The 21,079-nt window shown below is 41.4% G+C and carries 21 protein-coding genes, 2 tRNA genes and 1 pseudogene; 7 read left to right on the forward strand and 17 right to left on the reverse strand.

Annotated elements, in window-relative coordinates; genetic code table 11:
• Nucleotides 1–3 precede the first annotated feature (3 nt).
• The 3 genes and pseudogenes from K300_RS0109925 to K300_RS0109935 all read left to right on the forward strand — a co-directional run bounded on the left by K300_RS0109925 (nt 4) and on the right by K300_RS0109935 (nt 2,382).
• Nucleotides 4–1,518, forward strand: a complete 1,515-nt coding sequence (locus K300_RS0109925; RefSeq protein ID WP_040463722.1) for a tripartite tricarboxylate transporter permease — start codon at nt 4–6, stop codon at nt 1,516–1,518.
• A 91-nt stretch (nt 1,519–1,609) separates the two neighbouring features.
• Nucleotides 1,610–1,771: pseudogene (locus tag K300_RS17125) on the forward strand (RMD1 family protein); the annotation flags it as partial.
• Between the two features lie 200 nt (nt 1,772–1,971).
• Entirely contained in the window at nt 1,972–2,382 is a 411-nt protein-coding gene (locus tag K300_RS0109935; RefSeq protein ID WP_022851520.1) for a GFA family protein, read from the forward strand.
• A 294-nt stretch (nt 2,383–2,676) separates the two neighbouring features.
• Here the strand turns inward: K300_RS0109935 and K300_RS15305 are convergent, their stop codons facing one another.
• The 16 genes from K300_RS15305 to K300_RS0110010 all read right to left on the reverse strand — a co-directional run bounded on the left by K300_RS15305 (nt 2,677) and on the right by K300_RS0110010 (nt 17,541).
• A complete protein-coding gene (locus K300_RS15305; RefSeq protein WP_022851521.1) occupies nt 2,677–3,288 on the reverse strand; it encodes an HAD family hydrolase in 612 nt (203 codons plus the stop codon).
• 1 nt (nt 3,289) lies between these two features.
• Nucleotides 3,290–4,021 carry an SDR family oxidoreductase gene (locus K300_RS0109945; RefSeq protein ID WP_022851522.1) on the reverse strand — a complete coding sequence of 244 codons (732 nt, stop codon included), beginning with the start codon at nt 4,019–4,021 and terminating at the stop codon, nt 3,290–3,292.
• Nucleotides 4,018–5,310, reverse strand: a complete 1,293-nt coding sequence (locus K300_RS0109950) for an FAD-binding oxidoreductase (protein WP_022851523.1) — start codon at nt 5,308–5,310, stop codon at nt 4,018–4,020. The genes K300_RS0109945 and K300_RS0109950 overlap by 4 nt, the downstream gene beginning before the upstream one ends.
• Before the next feature lie 2 nt (nt 5,311–5,312).
• Nucleotides 5,313–5,702 (reverse strand): GtrA family protein, encoded by a 390-nt coding sequence (locus K300_RS0109955; RefSeq protein ID WP_022851524.1) that lies wholly within the window; start codon nt 5,700–5,702, stop codon nt 5,313–5,315.
• Nucleotides 5,699–6,559, reverse strand: a complete 861-nt coding sequence (locus K300_RS0109960) for a decaprenyl-phosphate phosphoribosyltransferase (RefSeq protein WP_022851525.1) — start codon at nt 6,557–6,559, stop codon at nt 5,699–5,701. The genes K300_RS0109955 and K300_RS0109960 overlap by 4 nt, the downstream gene beginning before the upstream one ends.
• A 1-nt stretch (nt 6,560) precedes the next feature.
• The gene (locus K300_RS0109965) at nt 6,561–8,015 is read right to left on the reverse strand and encodes a hypothetical protein (RefSeq protein ID WP_022851526.1); all 1,455 of its coding nucleotides are present in this window, start codon (nt 8,013–8,015) and stop codon (nt 6,561–6,563) included.
• Entirely contained in the window at nt 7,991–8,512 is a 522-nt protein-coding gene (locus tag K300_RS16750) for a hypothetical protein (protein WP_155827591.1), read from the reverse strand. Before K300_RS16750 ends, K300_RS0109965 begins: the two co-directional genes overlap by 25 nt.
• Entirely contained in the window at nt 8,505–9,662 is a 1,158-nt protein-coding gene (locus K300_RS0109970; RefSeq protein ID WP_155827592.1) for a hypothetical protein, read from the reverse strand. The genes K300_RS16750 and K300_RS0109970 overlap by 8 nt, the downstream gene beginning before the upstream one ends.
• Complete coding sequence (locus tag K300_RS0109975; protein ID WP_162139878.1) at nt 9,634–10,482, reverse strand: alpha/beta hydrolase; 849 nt, start codon at nt 10,480–10,482, stop codon at nt 9,634–9,636. The genes K300_RS0109970 and K300_RS0109975 overlap by 29 nt, the downstream gene beginning before the upstream one ends.
• Nucleotides 10,483–10,858: 376 nt before the next feature.
• Complete coding sequence (locus K300_RS0109980; RefSeq protein WP_022851529.1) at nt 10,859–12,493, reverse strand: YfjI family protein; 1,635 nt, start codon at nt 12,491–12,493, stop codon at nt 10,859–10,861.
• Nucleotides 12,490–12,696 carry an AlpA family phage regulatory protein gene (locus K300_RS17130; protein WP_022851530.1) on the reverse strand — a complete coding sequence of 69 codons (207 nt, stop codon included), beginning with the start codon at nt 12,694–12,696 and terminating at the stop codon, nt 12,490–12,492. The genes K300_RS0109980 and K300_RS17130 overlap by 4 nt, the downstream gene beginning before the upstream one ends.
• 98 nt (nt 12,697–12,794) lie before the next feature.
• Entirely contained in the window at nt 12,795–13,550 is a 756-nt protein-coding gene (locus K300_RS0109990; RefSeq protein ID WP_022851531.1) for a hypothetical protein, read from the reverse strand.
• Nucleotides 13,523–14,704 (reverse strand): tyrosine-type recombinase/integrase, encoded by a 1,182-nt coding sequence (locus tag K300_RS0109995; protein WP_022851532.1) that lies wholly within the window; start codon nt 14,702–14,704, stop codon nt 13,523–13,525. The genes K300_RS0109990 and K300_RS0109995 overlap by 28 nt, the downstream gene beginning before the upstream one ends.
• Before the next feature lie 231 nt (nt 14,705–14,935).
• A tRNA-Leu gene (locus K300_RS0110000) sits at nt 14,936–15,020 on the reverse strand.
• 83 nt (nt 15,021–15,103) lie between these two features.
• The gene (gene selD, locus K300_RS0110005; RefSeq protein ID WP_081646952.1) at nt 15,104–16,141 is read right to left on the reverse strand and encodes a selenide, water dikinase SelD; all 1,038 of its coding nucleotides are present in this window, start codon (nt 16,139–16,141) and stop codon (nt 15,104–15,106) included.
• 92 nt (nt 16,142–16,233) lie between these two features.
• Nucleotides 16,234–17,541 (reverse strand): aminotransferase class I/II-fold pyridoxal phosphate-dependent enzyme, encoded by a 1,308-nt coding sequence (locus K300_RS0110010; RefSeq protein WP_022851534.1) that lies wholly within the window; start codon nt 17,539–17,541, stop codon nt 16,234–16,236.
• 131 nt (nt 17,542–17,672) lie between these two features.
• Between K300_RS0110010 and K300_RS0110015 the strand changes: the two genes are divergently transcribed.
• Both K300_RS0110015 and K300_RS0110020 read left to right on the forward strand, forming a co-directional pair.
• On the forward strand, nt 17,673–18,182 hold the full coding sequence (locus K300_RS0110015) for a ferritin family protein (RefSeq protein WP_022851535.1): 510 nt from the start codon (nt 17,673–17,675) through the stop codon (nt 18,180–18,182).
• 109 nt (nt 18,183–18,291) lie between these two features.
• Nucleotides 18,292–18,364 (forward strand) — tRNA-Asn (locus K300_RS0110020).
• Nucleotides 18,365–18,473: 109 nt separating this feature from the next.
• Here K300_RS0110020 and K300_RS16755 read toward each other — a convergent pair.
• Nucleotides 18,474–18,638, reverse strand: coding sequence for a hypothetical protein (locus tag K300_RS16755; protein ID WP_022851536.1), 165 nt, complete (start codon nt 18,636–18,638; stop codon nt 18,474–18,476).
• 171 nt (nt 18,639–18,809) lie between these two features.
• Here K300_RS16755 and argH point away from each other — a divergent pair, with 171 nt between their 5' ends.
• Together argH and K300_RS0110035 are read left to right on the forward strand one after the other, a co-directional pair.
• Nucleotides 18,810–20,195 carry an argininosuccinate lyase gene (gene argH / locus K300_RS0110030; RefSeq protein ID WP_022851537.1) on the forward strand — a complete coding sequence of 462 codons (1,386 nt, stop codon included), beginning with the start codon at nt 18,810–18,812 and terminating at the stop codon, nt 20,193–20,195.
• On the forward strand, nt 20,179–21,066 hold the full coding sequence (locus K300_RS0110035) for a hypothetical protein (protein WP_022851538.1): 888 nt from the start codon (nt 20,179–20,181) through the stop codon (nt 21,064–21,066). The genes argH and K300_RS0110035 overlap by 17 nt, the downstream gene beginning before the upstream one ends.
• The last annotated feature ends 13 nt before the right edge of the window (nt 21,067–21,079 follow it).

Raw genomic sequence — 21,079 nt, forward strand, 5'->3', positions numbered from 1 at the left:
TCAATGATATCAGGAATGACAACGGGGATAACGCAGACCTTTGTCCCCATAAATATAGCAATGGTGCTCTTCGGCTGTTTCATGGGAAGCTTCATCGGGATGATGCCCGGTCTTGGCCCTATCACAGCCGTTGCACTGATGATTCCCGTTACCTATGGGCTTGACCCCACAACGGGAATGGTACTTCTGGCAGGCGTATACTACGGTGCAATCTTCGGAGGCTCTACCTCTTCCATCCTTATCAATGCACCGGGCGAAGCGGCAACGGTTGCCACATCGCTGGACGGATACCCGCTGGCACGCTCAGGAAAGCCCGGCAAAGCCCTTGCAATTGCGGCATATTCCTCATTCTCTGGCGGAACTGTGGCTGTTATTCTGCTCATGTTCTTTGCTCCGATGCTCGCCTCCGTATCCAAGAGCTTCCAGTCGGTGGACTACTTCGCCCTTATGATACTGGGGCTCACCGCAGTCTCCGCCTTTGCAGGCAGGGGCGGCTTCCTCAAGGCGATGCTCATGACCGTGCTCGGGCTTATGCTTTCCACCGTTGGTACGGACCAGACATCAGGAACACAGCGGTACACCTTCGGTTCCCTTGAACTGCTCGACGGTATCGAATTCCTTATGCTTGCCATGGCAACATTCGCCCTCACAGAAGCACTCCTCCTTGTTATGAAAAGGGACGCCTCATCCGACAGCCTCGATCCGAAGTCGATCACATTCAAGGACCTCAAGGTTACTAAGGATGAGTTTAAGAATATAGCACCCACCATAGGGCGCTCTTCACTTCTCGGTTTCTTCGTCGGTGTTCTCCCCGGAGCGGGTGCAACACTCGGTTCCTTCATGTCCTACGGTATGGAGCGTAACCTTGCTCCGCCAGAGGAGCAGAAGAAGTTCGGAAAAGGCTCGCTCAGAGGTCTTGCCGCACCCGAAACAGGCAACAACGCTGCCAGCTCCGGCTCCTTCGTACCCCTTCTCACCCTCGGTATTCCCGGTTCTGGAACCACTGCGGTGATGCTCGGTGCCCTTATAGCCTATGGTATAGAGCCAGGCCCCCGTCTATTCGTCGACAGTCCGGAGGTCTTCTGGGGCGTTATCATGTCGATGTATCTCGGGAACGTGTTCCTCCTAGTGCTGAACCTTCCCCTGATCCCCTATTTCGCAAGACTGCTCGCTATACCCAGGGTAATCATGATACCGGCGATACTGTTCTTCTCGATCATGGGTGTTTACCTTGTTACGTTCAACACCTTCGATATACAGATGATGGTTATATTCTGCGTATCAGCCCTTGCGCTAAGACTTATGAATATGCCCATGGCTCCACTGCTTCTTGGGTTCATCCTCGGTGGACTGATGGAGGACAACCTCCGAAGAGGACTCGCCATATACGACGGCTCCGTTTCTTTTATGTGGGAAAGACCCGTTACACTGGCGATTAACCTGCTCACAATATTCGTTCTCATGTTCCCCCTTATGAGAACCTTTATGGCTAAGAGAAGAGAACTAAAGGCGGGCTGAGAATAAGCCTGCGCTCCATAAACAGTAAACCTTTTTGCGTAACCCCTCCCAGATGGCTCCCCGATTTTATGGTCGGGGAGCTTACGCTTGCATTTTACTTGAGAAGAAATTGAGCCTTATCACCACAACAGCTGAAACCCAGCTGGAACTCCTCCACAATAAGCACTCCCTCCGGGTGGAGTGGTATATCGTTATCCTCATCGTCGTGGAGATCCTGCTCACACTTTACGAGATGTTTATCAGACATGTTTAGCGGCGGGAGAGCCGTTTAACAGCGACTATTATGTGGTATATAAGCACCGAATTCATTATATAGAACAGAAGGCTTATTGACTCAATGCCGTCAATAAGTCCAGATTTGAAATGCACCGCTTAGCTGCTTATGCTTATTCGTCTGATGGTGTTACCAGTTTTTTGGTAAAATGATTTTCGATAATTTATTGGAGCTGTGATATGAATCATTCAGGGTCATGCCTTTGTGGGAAGATTGTCTTTAGGATCGACGGTGTTTTTGATAACTTCTTCTTATGTCATTGCGAGCACTGCCGCAAGGACACTGGGTCAGCACATGCCGCAAGTCTGTTTTCCGCCTCTGCAAAACTGAAATGGATCTCTGGTGAGAGTTTTGTCAAAACATTCGATTATAAATCCAGCGGACATATAAAGAGTTTTTGTACTGAGTGCGGTTCAGCATTACCTAATATCCAGATGGATGGAGCACTCCTTGTTGTACCAGCCGGAAGTCTGGATGTTGAAGTAAATATTAAGCCTGATGGACATATATTCTGGGCTAACAGAGCAAACTGGGATAATGAGCTTCAAGCTATTAATAAGTATGATAAATTGCCGAATATCTCTGAATAGGATAATTATTTAAATATAACAGGCGGCATCTACTGGCATTGCCTTGAGATATGAAGGTTGAAAACTGCTTAAAAATGCCGAGACCGGAATGTAAGTCGTCTTGTATGTTATTGGAAGGGCTGTGTAAATACTCTATCGGTATGTTCTTGTACCGTCATATGTACCGTCAAGAAATCTATGCTATATAATTATTATCAAAAATAGATAATCATACACCCTATAGGCCATCACCGATTATTGGGCATATTTGACACGTATTTAACTTGATTACATAACACGTTGCTTGAGTATAGACTATAGAGATACGATCCCCCCCTCCCTTTTCACCATAAACTTGAAGTTGGCTAATTCAAGCATTTCAAGATCTCCAGAACCATTACCGTAAGCATAAATATCGGTATAGTCTTCTAGCTTTAGTAGCTCTTTTATTCTTTTGGCTTTTTCGAAACCGTTGCAATTATGCCCCTTTATCTTACCTGTTAATTTGCCCTGTGTGACTTCGATTTTAGTTGAAAGGAGTTCTAGGCCTTGTTCCTTACACCATATATGCAGGTAGTCATTTAGCGAGGCTGAGACCACAATAATACGGTCTCCGTTCTCTCTATGCTGATTAAGAATCTTTGTTGTGTCTTCTCTTAAAATTGTGGGGATAATATACCTTGAATAGTTGCAAGCCTTATTTTGGAACTTATCATATATTTCACCAGCAAAAAATAGACTCAGAAATATCTCTTTCATTCTATGACCACTTATCAGTTTGGTCTTATACATAATTAATAGTGGTGATAGAGCTGTCATGAATAAATAGAACAACCAACGGCCTTTGTAATATTTTGCAAAGTCTAACAAGCTATCTGTATTTGTAAGAGTCCCATCAAAATCAAACAGCACTAGAGTTTTATTCATGCTAAATGCTGAGTCTTTTAAATATAGATTCCGGTATATGCCTTATTATAAACATTATAATCCTCCAGATTCCCTTAGTGTAAAGTATGTTCTTTCTCTTTTGCTGATACTTATAGATGGCACTAGCCACCTCATCAGGCTGGGCAGTTAACTTTTCCGGCAGGTCCATGTCTTGTGTCATTCTTGTATTTACAAACCCTGGCTTAACTGTAAGAACAGGTACATTCGAGTTATTTAGCCTATTTCTAAGGCCGCTGAGGTATGCTGTTAAACCTGCTTTTGCGCTCCCATATAAGTAGTTTGTCTTACGCCCTCTATCTCCAGCAACAGAGCTGACAGCAACAATAAAACCATTCCTATGTTTCTCATAGTCATTGGCAATAATATTCAACAAGCTCACACATCCAGTAAAGTTAGTGTTTATTGTCTTTAAGGTCTCATCTAGTTCTGCTTGTGCTATCTCCTGATCAGCCATATATCCAACACATATTATCGTACCAACGGGTCTTTCAGGTAGTTTATCGTAAAACTCAACATGCTCTTCTAAGTTGCACACATCAAGCTCAAATAGTTTAACAGTATTACTACTTCTTAAGGATATATCGTTTGCAAAAGCCGTAAGTTCCTCATGTTCACGAGCTGCAAGGTACAGGTTGTAGCCATTTTCCGAATACTTTCTAGCAACTGCTTTAGCAATATCACTCTTAGCGCCAACAATTAATACATAGCTCATAATCCAAGTCTCCTTGACTGTAAAGAGTTGAGGTGTTTGTCCATCTTATAATCCATCCTCAAGGCTCTGAAGTCCTTGAGCTTATGGTATCCAGCTGCAAATGCTTCGCTGCTTACTCTTACATCTTTGGTCAAATAGATCCTTCCACCATGCTCGAGAACGATTCTATCCAACTCATCCAGAAGTCTAAAAAGTCCTCTTTCTATTTTAAAATCAAGTGCCAGGGAGTAACCCTCTATTGGAAATGAAAGGTAGTTATCATTTGCTTTCCCATAAAGTTTGAGAACGGCAAGAAAAGATCCTTTACCACTTTTTGATATAGTGTCTAATATTTTTTTAAGCCCATCGTAACTTCTTTCTTTTGGAAGAATGAATTGATACTGGGTGAAACCTTTTCGCCCATAAATTCTATTCCAGTTGCCTATAGAGTCCAAAGGATAGAAAAAGCTATCAATGTCAACCTTTTGCTCGGAAATGCCTTCTGGAGCCTTGCGATAATAGAGTGTATTAAAAAGAGAGACAGAAGCTTTATTAAGGGAGATGGATGGAAATTCGAATGGTATTCCTAAGCCGCCTTTTGGCTCATATTTAAGCTTTCCTCTTTTACAAAAATCACCAACCATGAGGAGGCACTTACCAATGTTTGGTTCTTTTGCTAAGCAGTCTATCCAGGCAACAGAGTATGGCAAGTGAGAATAAGCTTCAAACGCCTCAAACGTTTCTTTAAGATTCTTTGTTTTAATTGTTGTCTGTTCAATTGTGCTTGATGGAATTTTCTTTAACTTAAGCTTAGCAGTTAGAATAACTCCAGTAAGCCCCATCCCTCCACAAGTGGCCTTAAAAAGCTCGTCACTCTTTGCGCACTTTACAACTCTGTTATCTGGTAAAAGCAATTCCATTTCCTCAACACAAGAGCTGAAACAGCCTTCTATGTGGTGGTTCTTGCCATGTACATCGCTTGCAATAGCTCCTCCAACAGTTATTAATTTAGTACCAGGAGTTACTGAAAGAAACCAGCCTTTTGGAACGAATGCGGTTAAAATATCGGAAAGCATAGCTCCGCTTTGACAGTGCAGTGTTCCATCACGATTGTCAAAGCTTAGAAAATAGTCATACTTGTTACAAGCTAAAATATTATCTGCAAGAGCGCTGTCACCGTAACTCCTACCGTTACCGTAAGGTATAAAGTCAGTTCCAGAATTATACAGCTCTTGTGCAGTCTCAATATTCCTTAGTTGCTTAACATTTGATTCTATTACAGGGTATTTTCCCCAGCCGCATACTTTCATTTCTAACCCTTAAACACATATTTCTTATCTAACTTATACTTTATTAAATAGCCTATAGAAAGACCGGTCACTGCCCCTAAATACTTTGCTAGTTTAAAGTCAAAAATGTAGTTAAAACTAATCTCAAAACTCCAGAATATTAGTGTAGTGATTACACCCATAGAAGTGTAAAGGATAAACTTAATACTATCATCAAGTTTATTCTTTGTTATGTAATAAAAGATATATCTTTTATCAAGGATATACTTAGTCACCAGCCCAAACAAAGTTCCCCAGAATATTGCGATATATAAAGAGTATGTACCTGCGTATATCTTGAGTGAAAGGAACTGTGAGGAAAGATTAACGATTGTTGAGATTCCTGCAAAGATTATATATTTAACTGCTATCATACGAGCTTTACCAAGACAAAGAACAACGTTATCCATAGAAAGATTGTGACTTGTAGAAATCTGTCTTTTATAACAATCCTTGTCGGGCTACCGCTATTTTGTTCTACAAAAGTTATTTGCATATAACGCATTATTCCAAGAACAACAAAGAAAGTAGTGATAAAAAGGTTATCAGTACCAAGTCGCTCAATAACTGAAGGTGATACAGAGTAGAGTAAGTAGGCAACAATAACTACCCCTGACATTAAAACCATAGTTGCATTAACAAACTCTAAGTTATAACCATCAATGTTTTTTCTGGTCTGATGTCCCCGAGTTGAAAGCAGAACGTCATCTCTTCTCTTTGCCACAGCAAGGAAGAGGGCTAACAGAAAAGTTACAACAATAATCCATTTAGAAAGCTCAATATCGGTAACTGAGTTTCCTGCATATAGCCTTAATACAAAACCAGTAGCAATAATTGCAATATCAACAATAGCAATATGCTTAAGTTTGAAGGAATAGGCAATATTAAGGACAAAGTATATCAGGAAAACCAGAAGTAGATTACTTGAAAGAAAAAAAGCAGATATAAACGCAGTCAAAGCTAGGGTAATAGATGTTAAGGCTGCTGTGAATGGTTTGATTATTCCAGAAGCAATTGGCCTATGTTTTTTTACTGGGTGTTTTCTATCTTCTTCCAAATCTTTAATGTCATTTATTATATAAATCGAGCTTGCTAAAAGAGAGAACAGAGCAAATACAATAAACGTCTTAAATATAATGTAGATATCGAGATTGAATGAGAAAAAAACGGGAGCGAAAACAAATAAGTTCTTTATATATTGATGCGGTCGAAGGAGCCTAAAAAATCCCATTTTAGTCACCACTATTTCCTATTATAAAATGTCCTATTGAGTACTTTTCATCTCCGTCCTCTGGAACTATAAATACTTCATCTGCGATTACTGGGTTATCGAAGAGTACTTCTTTTCTATTAAGTCCAGTAGAACCATATTGTCCATAAACTCTTACATTTTCGACGATTTTATCTTTGTTTACAAATATAACTGTGTAAAGATCAGTGTGGTCATATGAGATATCAAACGATTTAATTGACATCGCCGTATTTAAGTTTATGACAAGATAGTGTTCTGGTTTTATTATAACGGTATTTTGATTCCATATATGGCCGCTTCTTTTGGGGGCTTGAAGCTTTGAAATGTCTATTTTTTGAGTTTCAAGATACTCGATTTTATAGGTGTTAAACTTAAGGTATTCTTCAATATAATGATTATACAAACCTATGTTTAAATACAGTATATGTTTTAATCTTTCTAAGGTAAATACATCGCCTCTTGTAATACTTCTAATTGTGTCATAATACTCTGATAAATCATCATTTATTATTAGATTCTTATTGCTTTGTATAGACTCTTTATAGCCATATGGAAGACTTCTTACGAAATGCCCGATTCTCCAGTTAGTGTTAAAGTCTTGTGGTATTTTTGACAACAATGGATCTACAAGTCCACACTTATCAATAATATAGTGCTCTGGTCCGTGCCAAACGCCAAAAAAACCTATTCCGGCTTTTCTTGTGTGTACATTGGCATAACTATTACCAATATTAGTATCGTAAACACTCTCTTTATAATTCAAGCCGTAGTTGTTTGAGAGACTAGCAAAAAGGCTTCTTTTCCTTGAAGAGTAATATTTTCTCTCATCAGCTATTCCAGTTCCTCTGATGTTGTCTTTACTAGCAGTGACCAACCCATTTCTCATAACCTTAGGAGAGTTGATATTTATTGACGAAAGCCCAAATAGTAAGATGATGAAAAAGAAAATATTTATATTTTTAAGACGGTGATAATTAAAACTAGACACTACTAACGCTGTAGCAAAAAAAGGTACTGCAAAAAATCTTCCAGACATAAAATCGCCGCCTATTTTTAGGATATAGAGCAAATAGAGCAAGACGCCAAATGATAAAAGCTTGTGTAGTATGCTTCTGCTGACTATTGATGCGATTAGTGCTGTAATAATGACACCTATTGTAAATGGATCGAACTGAATTACGTCGATATAGTACAAGATACCTTGCTTCATAAGTTCATACTTTGGTAGACCTGTATTCAGTTTGGCATATGCAGTATTAGGGAGAGGGAGGCCGTAGTAGACTAATGAAAAGAATTCCCATATTATAAACGGAATTGAGCCAACAAATAAACATTTAAGCGCATTTGTAGTATTATTGACTTTTAGCTGTTGATAAACGATATATATTTGTGAAGGAAGTGCTATTAATATTAAATCTGGCCTGTTGAGGAACATAAAAAAAACAGTAACCAACTCGTAGAGATACTTTTTTCAAAGTTTGAATCTGTAATTTTTGCAAAGTTAACTATGTAAAATGAAATTAGCAAGAATGATAAAGGGTTTTCTAATCCAGATGTTGAGTAATCAATGAATGCTTGTGAGAAGAACAGTATAAGCAAGAAAATTATAGAACATGTAATATCTTTGAAGTAGTATTTTATTGCAACTATCAGAGATGCCAAAACTGTTATAATTGATATTGCGATAGTTGAGTAATATATATGTCCAAAAATAAGATAAGCAAAAGTAAGAACAATAAACCAAAGAGTGTGAGTATAAGCCTGAACTCTTTCTCCAACATTAAATACTGGACCAAAACCGTGTGTAAAATTCATCACACTTCTTAATGTAATTGCAGCATCATCTGAAATCCAAGAAGTTCTAAGAATGGTAATAAGCAGTAAAGATAATAAGAATGTTACTGCAACTATGTTAGTAAAATTCTTATTCATGAGAATTCACACCTGTTATTAGTTTTTCTTTAGAGTTACTGTTTGCAACATTTCGTATGTAACTGTCTATATAGAACAAGAAAAGAGGTATGATTATTGGGTAAATAATTCCTAACGTCCTAGTCTTTTGGCCAGATAGAAGTATTATTACTGTCATTATGACAGGTATCGCTAAAGAGCTTTTTGCAAGAAATCTTGATTTGTTTATATTAAGAAGCCCTGCCCAGACAAAAGAAAATGCACAAAAGAAAGCTATTAATGTATCAATAAAACCATTCCAGGAAAGGAAATGGTTTAGATAACCTTTAGGGAATTCACCTTCAAGAAGATTATAGCCGTAGTTTACTTCAGCCAAACCTCCACCTAAAAAATACCTCAGCAATACAAAGGTTATTCCTGGTATACTGGCTATTATAAGAGTTTTGAAATTCATCGATGAAAATAGATTTCTTAACGATAGATTGTGAAAAATCCATAAGAAAGATGCAACAAGTAAAATCTCCTTTGTCATCACACCTAGAACTGACGAAAATATAAAAAGTAGCACATTTTCCCTTTGAATAGAGATCATAATTAGTATCATCCAAAAGAAACTAAATATCTCAAGCATGGGCAATATTAAAGTATTTGTTGTTGTTACCATCGTAACAAATAGAATATTGCCGAATAGTGTAGTTACATGATTGAAGCCAAGCTTTAAAAGATAGTCTCTAAATATGAGAACGATGGCTGTTAAAAGTATAATATTAAGTATTAGGTATGCCTTATAATAGCTAGTATTAAGTATATGTTTTATGAGTTTTGCTATTGAAGTAGGTAGGATTCTGTACTTGTAAGGTGGTTTACCACTGGACTGTTCAATTGTTTGAGCTAAATAGAATCTTGAATCTCCACTGAAAAGAGTCCATTCTTTACTGCTGACCTTTAACTGTTCTTTATATTGATGAAACTTGCCAATATCGTCAAAGAATTTTTTGGGCATGTAGTTAGCAGGTAGTTTTTGCCAATAATATCTTGTAGTTATTCTAGTCTCACTCTTATCATATATTAGATGCAACGATGTTGAGTATATTATTGTAAACAGTATTAAAAGCTCTAATATGATGAATTGATATTTATGACTATTTTTTAGCATTGTCTTGAGTCTCATAGCCCATTAGAAATGTTCGAATTACATTTAGCAGGCTTATTCTTTTTGTCAAATTCTCATAATAATAACCATGAACAAGTGTTCTTGAATTACAGAGGTATGAAGTATTACCAGCTTTATTAATCTTCATATTTGTATCCCATGAGTCTTCATACGGCACTGTGTTATCTCTGTCACCATGGACAATAAGCGTGGTAGGCAGACCAGGTGAAATATAATTATATGGCTCAATAAATCTTGCATTCACTCTATAATCTTTTCTGTAATAACCACCTTCCCTTAAGCGTGTTACTGGATTTATAAGGACAAGTTTACTCGGCTTAACATTAAGATTATATGAAAATAAGGGTATTGTTAGCATAGAAAGCGCTAAGTGCCCGCCCGCAGACTCTCCACCAACAATAAAGTTATCGACATAGCTTCTGGTTCTATGTTTGTTATATGCCCATAGATATGCATATTTTGCATCTCTGACTGATATAAAAGGCATATGAGAGTCCCATACTTTTGTGTACTCTGGAAGGTGTACAGCGAAGCCTAGGCTCGCAAAATACTCTCCTATGAAAGATATTTGTTCAGGCTTGCCTCCAGTCCAGCCACCACCGTGGAAAAATACTATTACACCTTTGGGCTTATTCAAAGGATAATATGAAATGACTCCTATGTACTTATCTTGAGCCTTGTATTTTTCTTTTTTTATTGTGTAGCCGTTTTTTTCAAATTGCTCGAGCGGTACTGGGTTATAGTTGTATATTTCGGTAAAATTACCAGTGCATTGATAACGAATAATGTATGGAGAAAGATCGTATGCCTTAGCCATATGATTGTTAGTAACTAAAAGTAACAAGGCAATTATTAAATTTAAAACTTTTTGCATATTATACCTTCAAGCATTTCATTGTTCTGTTTATCACTATTAGAAAAGAAATGGTATCCCTGTAAACATCTAGTCAATAATGATGAGGTGCTTCAATTAAAGAGGTTTTATAGGTTTTTAGCCCTATACGCATACCTGAATATGTTGACTTTTATTGAGCATATTGTGGAGGTGTCTTTACACACTTAGATACAGATACAAACTATAAAACCTCTAAAACCTACAGAACTATACATGTGAAACTGAACGTGGAGTAAATAGAGAGAAGGACAGAGCCCCGGAAAGAACCAGGTCTCTGCCCCTCTGCTCTGGGGGGGGGTTAAATCTTCTTAACGTTAGGGTTTATATAATAGTCTAGTCCTTGCGGTCTGCCGCCTTTACTGCCTCTGTTAGTTGGCTTGACACTTTTTATCCAGTTAAGCTGTTCTAAGTATTCAAGAGCATCTTTTATTACTTCAGTATTTTCCAGCATTGACCAGCCCTTACGTTTAATATCGGCCACCTTAAACGGTGTAGGTAAATCATTATCTTCATTTCTAAGCTTTTTAGATAGGCTCTTAGATACATTATATATATAATCTTCATTAATATCATACAAACGCATTGCGTGACTCTCTAAGTATTCGCACCATTGAATAGCCAGTTTCAAACTTTCTACAGAAATGTTTTTTTCAAAGTTTTCTGAACAAATATCTGTTAGATGGAATATCAGAGCCAGCGAAGGCAGAAGAGATTCATATTTGCTGATATGTTGTCCGAGCATACAGCTATCCATTTCTACAGTACGGGCAATAAGCTCTTTGTCCCAGTCTTCAAAAACTTTCTGAGCCTCTGAATTAAATCTAATGATGTTATCATTTCCAGACTTTGATTCTAAGCTATCAAAAATTGATCTGTAATCAAGAAATGTAAGTTTGTTAAGTATACTGTATACAGTCTCTTGTGCTTTATCATTATTGCTCTCATCAGTGTATTTGCGTTCTGCTGTGTCAGGATAGACCATGAGTTGAAATCGTTGAATAAACCCGTCATTACCTTTCTTACGTAATGATTCTGAGATATGTTGTATAAGAACTTCCGGCTGGATACCACCCACAATAGATAAACAGGCATGCTCTACTTTTATGCTTTTTCTGCCTATCCGGTGGTCATGATAGGGAGAGTCACCATTCCATGATTCTAGCAGAATTGTCTTCTTTTGTTCATAGCCTTTCTTGTTTAAACTATCAAGCAGAGCGGATATTTCATCACGATAGTAGAGCAAGCCCTGAGGGTTTTCGCTTAACAACTCCATCAGCGCCTCAGCTGTTACATCATTTATTTTTAGTTGTCTTTTCGATGGAATGCTAGAAAGGTTTTCTTTATGCTTACGTATTTCCATGGTGATATTTCTTGCTTCTTGAATAGTAGTAGCTTTACATTTCTTAACCTCTAAACCCTTAATTACAGTATTAATGGCATCCCTCTCATTCTCATATTTTTCTGAGTAGTGCTTACTAATTTCATTCTCTAAATACCTTATAGGCCTGTTAAGAGCTGCTGTTAAAGCAGGGCTTTTCTTAGTTGAAGGATCTCCCACTACTATACCCCAAAGGTTTGGAACAACTTTCCATGAAGTATCTTTGCGTTTCGGTATAACTTTTAACTCTCTGCCAATTAATGAGCCTGTGAGAGTAATCAAAGGTACTGCAATATACTCTAGTGGAACTTGTAATCGGTATGACACATCAACAATAAAGTCTCTGTATGCTTTCGGTAACATACCACTTGTTAATTTAATAACAGGCCTGAGACCCTTTTCAAATTCTTCAGGTCGCTGCCATTCGAATGTATCAGGGTCTCCAATTAATTCTTGATTGATTGACGAATAATAGGTAACATCATTTATTGTATTGGTGTTTTTTTGAAGCTCATGTACAGTCGCACCTGCCATGGGCTTTTCCTTTTGATTCATATTTGAGCCTCATTGTTTGTTCTGGAATCATTAATTCTCTGGTCAATCCACTCAATTACTTCACTCTCTAGCCACCCGACTGAACGTGTGCTGAGCTTGATTGACTTAGGAAAGGTTCCTTTTTCCATCTTCGCATAAATTGATGATCTGGATAGGCCTGTGATTGCTTCGACTTGCTTACGCCGTAAAAGATTTTTTCTCATACTTTTCCTCGTTTTATTTTGTGTAGATAACGATATATTATGAAAAGTAAATAAGCGTATGCAAAATACTATGTTGTTATTTTACCAACAGAGAAAGACTAAAAATTAAAGTCACTGGTACGTTTGATCATGTGTGCAAGATACTCATGGCGCTCATTTTTGTTTAGTGAGTCAAAATGATTAAGTATCTGATTTATTTTCTTTTTGTCTAAATAAAATGAGTTAACCTTATCTCTGCGGTGACCTAAAATTGAGTCATAAGATGAACTAAGCTTCTTCGCTAAATAATCACAACCGGATTCCTTTAATTCAGTAGCATTATTCTTTGTAGGCGGGATATTCAGTATAAACTCTAATGCCCATAAGGCTAATGCCACATCAGCACTGATATAATAGTAATCTGTCTGAGGGGTTCTATCCTCAATATTTTTCCCTCTGCCAACCTTCTTGAGTGTGCCTGCTGTATTATCAACACAATAGGCAATGACTGATTCGGGGAGTTGTTGATATTGGTGACCTGCTTCTAGATTTTCTTTAATAGCAGAACTCAAAACATTTCTTATAAATTTATTTTTTTTGTTATGAGCTAAGTAATCTAAATAATCAAAATTACCAATCATAGCTTTATTATGTTCTGTTGTTAAGTCATCTATTGGTTCTTTTCTTTTGTGGAATATCAACTGGAGTATGATATCAATTATCTCCTCTTTCGATATTTCCTTTATTTGGTTATTATCTCCATCGAAAAGCTCAAGGCTAGCAATATAGCACTTATACTCCTCCCAAAACATAAGAAGTTTTGCACACCTTGTCAGCTCCTTGAAATTTAGTTTGATTTTAATCTTTCTAGACAATCCGACCACCATTGCATCATTTTCGTGCGTTCCTTAAGGTATTGAGCATGGTTATATGCTGCTTTAACTTTATTCTTTTCCGCATGTGCAAGTTGCATCTCAATTATATCAGAGTTCCATCCATTTTCATGTAAAAGCGTTGAAGCCATAGCCCTGAAACCGTGACCTGTTATCTGATCTTTTTCAAATCCCATAGTACGCAATGCTGAGTTGATTGTGTTGTTACTCATCGGTCTAGTCTTTCTGTTTACTGAAGGGAATACGTATTTTTCATTGCCAGATACTTTTTGGATATCCTCGAGTATGCTTACTGACTGAGTTGATAGAGGAACCATATGTATCCTGTTCATTTTCATCTTTTCAGCAGGGATTTTCCATATAGCATTATCTAAGTCTATCTCACACCATTCAGCATTTCTAAGTTCTCCAACCCTAGTAAAAACATTTGGTAAAAGCTTTAAAGCACAGATTGTAACATAACTGCCTTGATAGTCTTCAATAGCCCTTAGAAGCGCTCCTACAGCCTTAGGCTCAGTAATTGTAGCCATGTTCTTATTACGTTTTGGCTTTAGTGCACCTGCTAATGCTTGGCTAGGATCGTTATCGCATCTATCAGTAATAATACCGTACCTGAAAATCTCTCCGCAGATACCTTTCACTCTGTGGGCTATCTCTATTGCACCTCTATTTTGTATACGGTTTAGTACAGTCAAAAGCTCTCTTGAGGTTATATTGTTTATAGGGCGATTACCGATATAGGGTAAGGCATCCTTTTCCAGAAAATGCCACTTTCGTTTTGCTGTATCAGGGTTATACTTTGAAACTGCCTTATCGAACCACTCTTTAGCAACATTCCCGAAGCTGTTGATAATATTTTCTTCAGCTTTAGCTTTCTGGTTCTTCTTCTCCTCGTTAGGATCAATATTCTTGGCAATGAGCTTTCTAGCTTCGTCTCTGCTCTCTCTAGCTTCTTTTAATGAGATGTCAGGATATACTCCTATAGCAAAAGTTTTCCGTCTTCCATGGAACCTATAATCAAGCCTGAAATATTTGCCTGATTTAGTTACAAGTAGGTACATGCTTTTCTCGTCAGTGATCTTATAATTCTTATCTTTAGGCTTTGCATTTTTAATGACAGTATCTGTAAGAGCCATGACGGTATAACCTCGGTTATTTTTAATTGATACCGTTAAAACATTATCTATGATTAGATACGCTTGACGGTATAGGATATGTCTGAATTATATGGTACCGTCACATCTACCGTCAACAGAAGCTGGATATAGCAGGAATATTATGGAATGCATTGGCTCACGAGGCCTTGCAAAAGGCTGTATTTCATGAATTTTATAGCTTTCTACAGAACTACCAGGATGCTGCCTAAATGCCCGAGACCGGAATCGAACCGGTACAGAGCTTCGCTCCGAGGGATTTTAAGTCCCTTGCGTCTACCAATTCCGCCACTCGGGCAGGCAGTTGTGAACCTGTTTTATACGCTCTTTTCAGCTTTGGTGTCAATATGCAATAGGTGTATGTTGATGGTGCAGTGAGAATTATTTTATTACTACAGGTGATTCGCCGCCTGGCAGGACTGTACCGATAACCTCTACGTGGGGATACCCCGAATCCTTCAGTGTGCTGAGCATCCTCTCAGCATCGTCCTCGCAAACCCCTATGAGCAGGCCGCCGGAGGTCTGGGGATCGAAGTATATTATGTGGGAGTTATCCTGCATCTGCTCATATGTGCAGTCAGTACCAAGGAATTGCTGATTGGAGAGTGCGCCGCCGGGTATGACGAACTGGGAAGCAAAATCCGCCGCACCCTCCATGACGTGGATAGCCGATTTGTTTATCTCTATGCTGAGTCCAGCCCCCTTAGCCATCTCACATGCATGCCCTGTGAGCCCGAAGCCTGTGATGTCGGTAACGGCTGATACATCGTAGCTTCTGAGCAATTCCGCCGCCATCCGGTTCGAAATAAGCATCTCTTTAGTAACTTCCTCAGCCTGTTCATTGGTGGCTTTGCCAGCCTTTATGGCCGTTGTGAGGATGCCGATTCCGATGGCTTTTGTGTATATGAGAACATCGCCTGGGCGCAGGTCGCAGTTGCGGTAGTATTTATCGTCTTCGATAACGCCGGTTACGGCAAAGCCCGCCTTGATCTCATCATCGCTTACGGTGTGCCCCCCCAGAAGAGTACACCCCGCATCGGTGAGCTCATCGCAGGCCCCCTGCATTATCTCACGGATAAGCCCTTCTTCGGCGGAGCAGTTGTAGCTGAAAACGGACATGGCTGTAATGGGTATGCCGCCCATGGCGTATACATCGCTCATGGAGTTGAGCGCAGCTATACGGCCGAAGGTGTGCGCATCATCCACCACTGGTGTGATGAAGTCCACCGTCTGAACCAGTATCCTGCCGTCGGGCATTTTGAACAAACCAGCATCGTCGCTTGTTTCAAAGCCCACAAGCAGTCGTTCATCCCGGTAGCGGGATAATCCATCAAGCATTCCTGCCAGGTCCGCCGGACCCAGTTTAGCCGCTCAGCCCGCCGCTTTGGCGTATTCTGTCAGCCGTTTCTTATCCGCCATAATCTCCTCTAGTATAATCCAAAAGGTGATAATGCAAAAGGGGGAACCATAGGCTCCCCCTTAAGCGTATAGGATTCTACAGGGTTTAGTTACTACTTAGCAAGATCCTTGCATCCGGCGAAGATTCCGTCCAGAAGCTCTTCTGTATCCGAAGCCTCCACGCAGGAGAAAGCGATCCTCAGATCTGTTTTGTTAACGGATATCGTTCCGATTCCGTAGTTATCAAGGAGGTGGACACGAAGCTCTTCTGCGTCCACATTCTTGAGCTTAAGGCACATGAAGTAGCCGGAGTTGAAGGGGTAATACTCGAACTGCTCGAGGTATTTGCCAGTGTTAAGCACCTCTTTGAATTTAAGGGCCCTTTCCTTCATAAGCTCAAACTTCTGCTGTTTCTGCTCCTTGAAGCATTCGTCATCAAGGCTGTTGAGAACGAATGTCTGTGAGGGGTGGGGGCAGTTTGAGATGGTTCCACGGATAAGTCCGGTAACCTTCTTCTCAAGTGCCGCCATCATATCCTTCTGCTCGGAGCTTTCCGTAGCGCCGAAGGTGATGAATCCCACACGGAATCCCCAAACGAACTCCTCTTTTGTGGCTCCATCGAGCTTAACTGGGAGAAGGTTTTTGCTTCTGCCTGTAAGAAGGCCGAAGATGGATTCCTTTATAGTGTCCTCATAGAAGAGGGTGAAGTAAGCATCATCTGTAACAGCGATTACCTTGATACCCTTCTCTGCGATGGCAGTGAGTCCGTCTGCAATGGCTGTTGCCTCTGCAACGGTGGGCGTGTATCCGCTGGGGTTGTTGGGGAAGTTAAGGATCGCAACGGCCTTGCCTTTGATCCTTCCGCACTCCTCAACCTTGTCGAGAAGAGCCTGAACGTTGAAGCCCCCTTCCTCTGTGAAAGTCTCATACGTTGCGATCTCAGCACCGCCGATAACGGAGAAGCCTAGCCTGTAGTTGCCCCAGAATTTATCGGGGAGAACAACGTAGTCCCCTTTATCAAGGAACATGTCGCCCACAACGTTAAGTCCGTGGGTAAGGGCGTTTGTCACAACGGGGTTGCTCGTAGCCTTGCCGCTGAGAGTCGGGTTTTCGTCGAATATCTTCTGCTTCCATCTCTTGCGGAGTTCAGGTTTACCCGAAGAGGGTGCATAGGGGAAGATATCCTTGGGTGCGTATTTGCTGAGATTGTCGTATACGCACTGAAGATACATCGGCTGACCGTTTTCCAGGGCGATGCCGATAGTTGCGTTGAACTTATGTGCTTTTTCCTTTGCTTCTGCGGACTGGGTTACGATACCCTTGGGCATGAAAAGATTCTTGCCCAGCTCAGAGAGCATTTCAAGCACTGCCGGGTTGTCTTTGGCGATAAGTTCGTTAAGTTCCTTTGCGAGAGCGTTCATTTAATTAGCCTCCGAATAAAGCTATGTTTGCTTGCAGGATAGCAATTAAATATACAAAATAGTTACAAATTTTGAAAGAAGAATATTATAATGTATATGTGCAAAACAGGTAGTAAAAAAAGGAGGCAAGAATGAACTTGGAATTACTTCAAGCACTAAAGACGGCTTACAACGCAGAGGTTGAGGGTATGCGTGCATACCTGAAATTCGCAAAACAAACAGAGGTTGTAAGCGGCAAGAACATGCTTATTCAGCTTGCACTCGATGAAATAGACCACATGGAACTCGTGGGTAAGTTCATGGAGAAGATGATCAAGGGTGAGGTATACGAAGGCGCAGAGGTCCCCAAGGGAAGGCTTAGCGGCTTTATGCCCGATGTGAGCGATGCCAGCCTCCAGAAGACCGAGAAGGCTACGGTTGGTGATGACGAGGCGCTCAAGATAGCCCTTGTACACGAGGAGAAGGCGAGAGACTTCTACCTTGAGCAGGCGGAGAAGGCTGACGACCCGGCGGCGAAGAAGCTTTTCAGCGATCTGGCCGCAGTTGAGCAGAAACACTTCGAAATCATTCGTGCAGAAATGGAATTCATCCAGCAGGATGGCTTCTGGTTCGACATGATGGAGTTCTCTCTGGAGAAGTAAAACGGGTTAAAATCAGTTAATTTACAGAAACTTCCGCTGTCGGGGATTTTTTTTAAAATCTTATTGACAAAGAAAGGGCGTGTTGATATAGTCCTATCTCGTTAATCAATCCCCGGTAGCTCAATCGGCAGAGCGGGTGACTGTTAATCACTAGGTTGGCGGTTCAAGTCCGTCCCGGGGAGTTTCTTTAATCCTGTAGAATCCATTTCATAAACCCCGCCTTTTCGGCGGGGTTTTTTAGTTGGTGAAACAATAAACAATAAAAAAGCCGGGGAGTACCCGGCTTAGTAATTATCCTTCCTTTTCCATCGCCTGACCGCAGCATTTGAGCTCGGTCTTGCAGTTAGTGTTGCCGTCGGTTATGCCGCATGTGCACTCTGTGAGAACCTTCACCTCAAGGCCGCATATCTTGCAGACATAAATATCATCCTTTTTCATATTTCCGCAGTTTGTCATCTTTTGTCCTCCTCAATAATATTTATATAACGATCCTAACACACTGAGAGGCTGTGTCAGGTGAAATCCTGCTCCCTGTATGCAACCTCAGCCTTGAGATCGAGCAAGGTTACTGCTATTATTACCAGCATTCTTTTTTAATATTTTCCATAAACAATACGGAGTGATTCGATGAGCGATAAACCATGGGCGGGGCGCTTCAAGCTACCCACCAACAAGTTCGTTGAGGAATTCAACGCATCTATCCATTTCGATAAAAGGCTTTATAAATACGACGTAAACGGAAGCATCGCCCATGTGCGCATGCTCGCCGCCTGCGGTATCGTCACCGATGAAGAGGCGGACTCTATCGTCGAAGGGCTCGGCAATGTCCTTCAGGAGATCGAGGACGGAACCTTTGAGTTCCGCACAGAGGATGAGGATATCCACATGGCTGTGGAAAAGCGGATGACCGAGCTTGTGGGTCCAGTGGGTGGAAAACTCCACACAGCCAGAAGCCGCAACGATCAGGTAGCTCTTGATATGCGGATGTATCTCCGTGCCGAGATAGAGATCATCAGGGGCTATCTCCTTGAGCTAATCAAGGTCTTATGTGATAAGGCGGAGGCTGAGATGGGCGCGGTTATGCCCGGCTACACCCATCTGCAGACTGCCCAGCCTATCCTTTTCTCCCACTATATTATGGCGTACTGCCAGATGTTGAAAAGGGATTACGGTCGCTTTACGGACTGCGCCGAACGGATGAACCTTTCCCCCCTCGGCTCCGGAGCACTCGCAGGAACAACATTCCCCATAGACCGTGACAGAACAGCGGAGGCCCTCGGCTTCGATGCACCCACGGAGAACAGCCTCGATTCCGTTAGCGATCGTGATTTCGCCCTCGAGTTCCTGAGTGCCGCCTCCATATGCCAGATGCACCTCTCCAGACTCTCCGAGGAGCTTATCATATACTCCACTTCGGAGTTCGATTTCATAGAACTCAGCGATGACTTCTGCACAGGAAGCTCCATCATGCCCCAGAAGAAGAATCCGGATATGCCCGAGCTAATAAGAGGAAAGACCGGCAGGGTCTATGGTTCGTTGATGGGCATGCTCACAACGATGAAGGGACTCCCCCTCGCATATAATAAGGATATGCAGGAGGATAAGGAGCCTGTATTCGATACTGCGGATACCATTAAAGCCTCACTCAAGATCTTCATACCCATGATGGAGAAGATGCAGATAAAGCGTGAGAAGATGCGTGAATCCGCCTCCCTGGGATTCTCCACAGCCACAGACCTTGCGGACTACCTTGTGCGCAAGGGTGTTCCGTTCCGTCAGTCCCACCATATCGTGGGTAGTGCTGTGGCAAAGGCTCTGGATAAGGGGTGTGATATCAGCGAGCTGACAATTGAGGAACTGAAATCCTTTTCCAACCGTATAGATGAGGATGTATACTCCTATATAACCGTTGATGCCTCCGTAAACAGCAGAGCCGCAAAGGGTGGCACAGCGGAGAAATCGGTCAAGGAACAGATAGATAATGCGAGGAAATTCATTGAGGACAACTCTTAGGCTTCTTATTGCCGCACTGCTTATCGTCCCCCTTCTTTCCTGCGGGAAGAAGACGGAGCCGGTGGTGAAGAAATACATCGAAGTGCCTGTACCCTCGGAGTATGAGATCTTTAATACCAGGGAGGGCGTAATGTTCCGTAGCGGACAGAGCAGTTACCTTCTGCATATATCCCGTGCGGAGTATGACCCCGAGTGCGGTTGCCTCTCGGAGTATAAGCCGCTTACGTCCATGAAGGGGGGCGAAGTGTTTACCGATACAGATGTTGCGGAGAATGTCCGCTATGTCTACAAGCTGAGGAATGAGCATATCCCCTATAAGATCCTCTCCGATGAGGCGAGGGAGGTGGTCATCTATGCAGAGCCGATCTTTATTGAATCTGTTCAGGCATCGGAACTTCCCGGAAGACGCTACACCTTTGAGGTGGAGACAAACCGCCCCTTCGAGCGGCTAATAGCCTTCGCCGGCGACAGGAAAGCGGCCTCTACCATAGAGGATGAGTTCACTGTAAACTTCACCGAAACGGATACAGGAACCCTTACCATCTATGCCTACGATGAATACGGCAACGCAGGTGAGCCGAAGGTTGTGTCCATATTTGCAGAGGGGGGGAACAAGCCGGACGCTCCATTCAGCCTCAAGACCATCTCTGCGGAGGGGAAAACCACCATCTCATGGATGGAACCCGAAGGGGTGTGGCTCTACAACGTATACAGGATGAAAGGGGATGCATATGAGTACGTTACAAGGGTAGACCTCCCCTATTATATGTTTCGTACGGGGGATGAGCCGGGTTGCAGTATGTTTGCGGTATCTTCGCTGAAGAACGGGGCGGAGTCGGAGAAGACGGTCATAGAGGTCTGCTATCCCTGATTTCCCTTGAAAA

This window comes from Limisalsivibrio acetivorans (genome assembly GCF_000421105.1).
Lineage (GTDB): Bacteria > Chrysiogenota > Deferribacteres > Deferribacterales > Geovibrionaceae > Limisalsivibrio > Limisalsivibrio acetivorans.

Excerpts from the sequence above, each read along its gene's own strand:
- K300_RS15305 (WP_022851521.1), bottom strand. The coding sequence starts at position 3,288 with ATGAATAAAACTCTAGTGCTGTTTGATTTTGATGGGACTCTTACAAAT.
- K300_RS17130 (WP_022851530.1), bottom strand. The coding sequence starts at position 12,696 with ATGAGAAAAAATCTTTTACGGCGTAAGCAAGTCGAAGCAATCACAGGC.
- K300_RS0109955 (WP_022851524.1), bottom strand. The coding sequence starts at position 5,702 with ATGATAGCAGTTAAATATATAATCTTTGCAGGAATCTCAACAATCGTT.
- K300_RS16750 (WP_155827591.1), bottom strand. The coding sequence starts at position 8,512 with ATGAATAAGAATTTTACTAACATAGTTGCAGTAACATTCTTATTATCT.
- K300_RS0109925 (WP_040463722.1), top strand. The coding sequence starts at position 4 with ATGATATCAGGAATGACAACGGGGATAACGCAGACCTTTGTCCCCATA.
- K300_RS0109995 (WP_022851532.1), bottom strand. The coding sequence starts at position 14,704 with ATGGCTCTTACAGATACTGTCATTAAAAATGCAAAGCCTAAAGATAAG.
- K300_RS0110015 (WP_022851535.1), top strand. The coding sequence starts at position 17,673 with ATGAACTTGGAATTACTTCAAGCACTAAAGACGGCTTACAACGCAGAG.
- K300_RS0109950 (WP_022851523.1), bottom strand. The coding sequence starts at position 5,310 with ATGAAAGTATGCGGCTGGGGAAAATACCCTGTAATAGAATCAAATGTT.
- K300_RS0110010 (WP_022851534.1), bottom strand. The coding sequence starts at position 17,541 with ATGAACGCTCTCGCAAAGGAACTTAACGAACTTATCGCCAAAGACAAC.
- K300_RS0109975 (WP_162139878.1), bottom strand. The coding sequence starts at position 10,482 with ATGGCTAAGGCATACGATCTTTCTCCATACATTATTCGTTATCAATGC.
- argH (WP_022851537.1), top strand. The coding sequence starts at position 18,810 with ATGAGCGATAAACCATGGGCGGGGCGCTTCAAGCTACCCACCAACAAG.
- K300_RS0109945 (WP_022851522.1), bottom strand. The coding sequence starts at position 4,021 with ATGAGCTATGTATTAATTGTTGGCGCTAAGAGTGATATTGCTAAAGCA.
- K300_RS0109980 (WP_022851529.1), bottom strand. The coding sequence starts at position 12,493 with ATGAATCAAAAGGAAAAGCCCATGGCAGGTGCGACTGTACATGAGCTT.
- K300_RS16755 (WP_022851536.1), bottom strand. The coding sequence starts at position 18,638 with ATGACAAACTGCGGAAATATGAAAAAGGATGATATTTATGTCTGCAAG.
- K300_RS0109965 (WP_022851526.1), bottom strand. The coding sequence starts at position 8,015 with ATGTTCCTCAACAGGCCAGATTTAATATTAATAGCACTTCCTTCACAA.
- K300_RS0109935 (WP_022851520.1), top strand. The coding sequence starts at position 1,972 with ATGAATCATTCAGGGTCATGCCTTTGTGGGAAGATTGTCTTTAGGATC.
- K300_RS0109970 (WP_155827592.1), bottom strand. The coding sequence starts at position 9,662 with ATGAGACTCAAGACAATGCTAAAAAATAGTCATAAATATCAATTCATC.
- K300_RS0109960 (WP_022851525.1), bottom strand. The coding sequence starts at position 6,559 with ATGGGATTTTTTAGGCTCCTTCGACCGCATCAATATATAAAGAACTTA.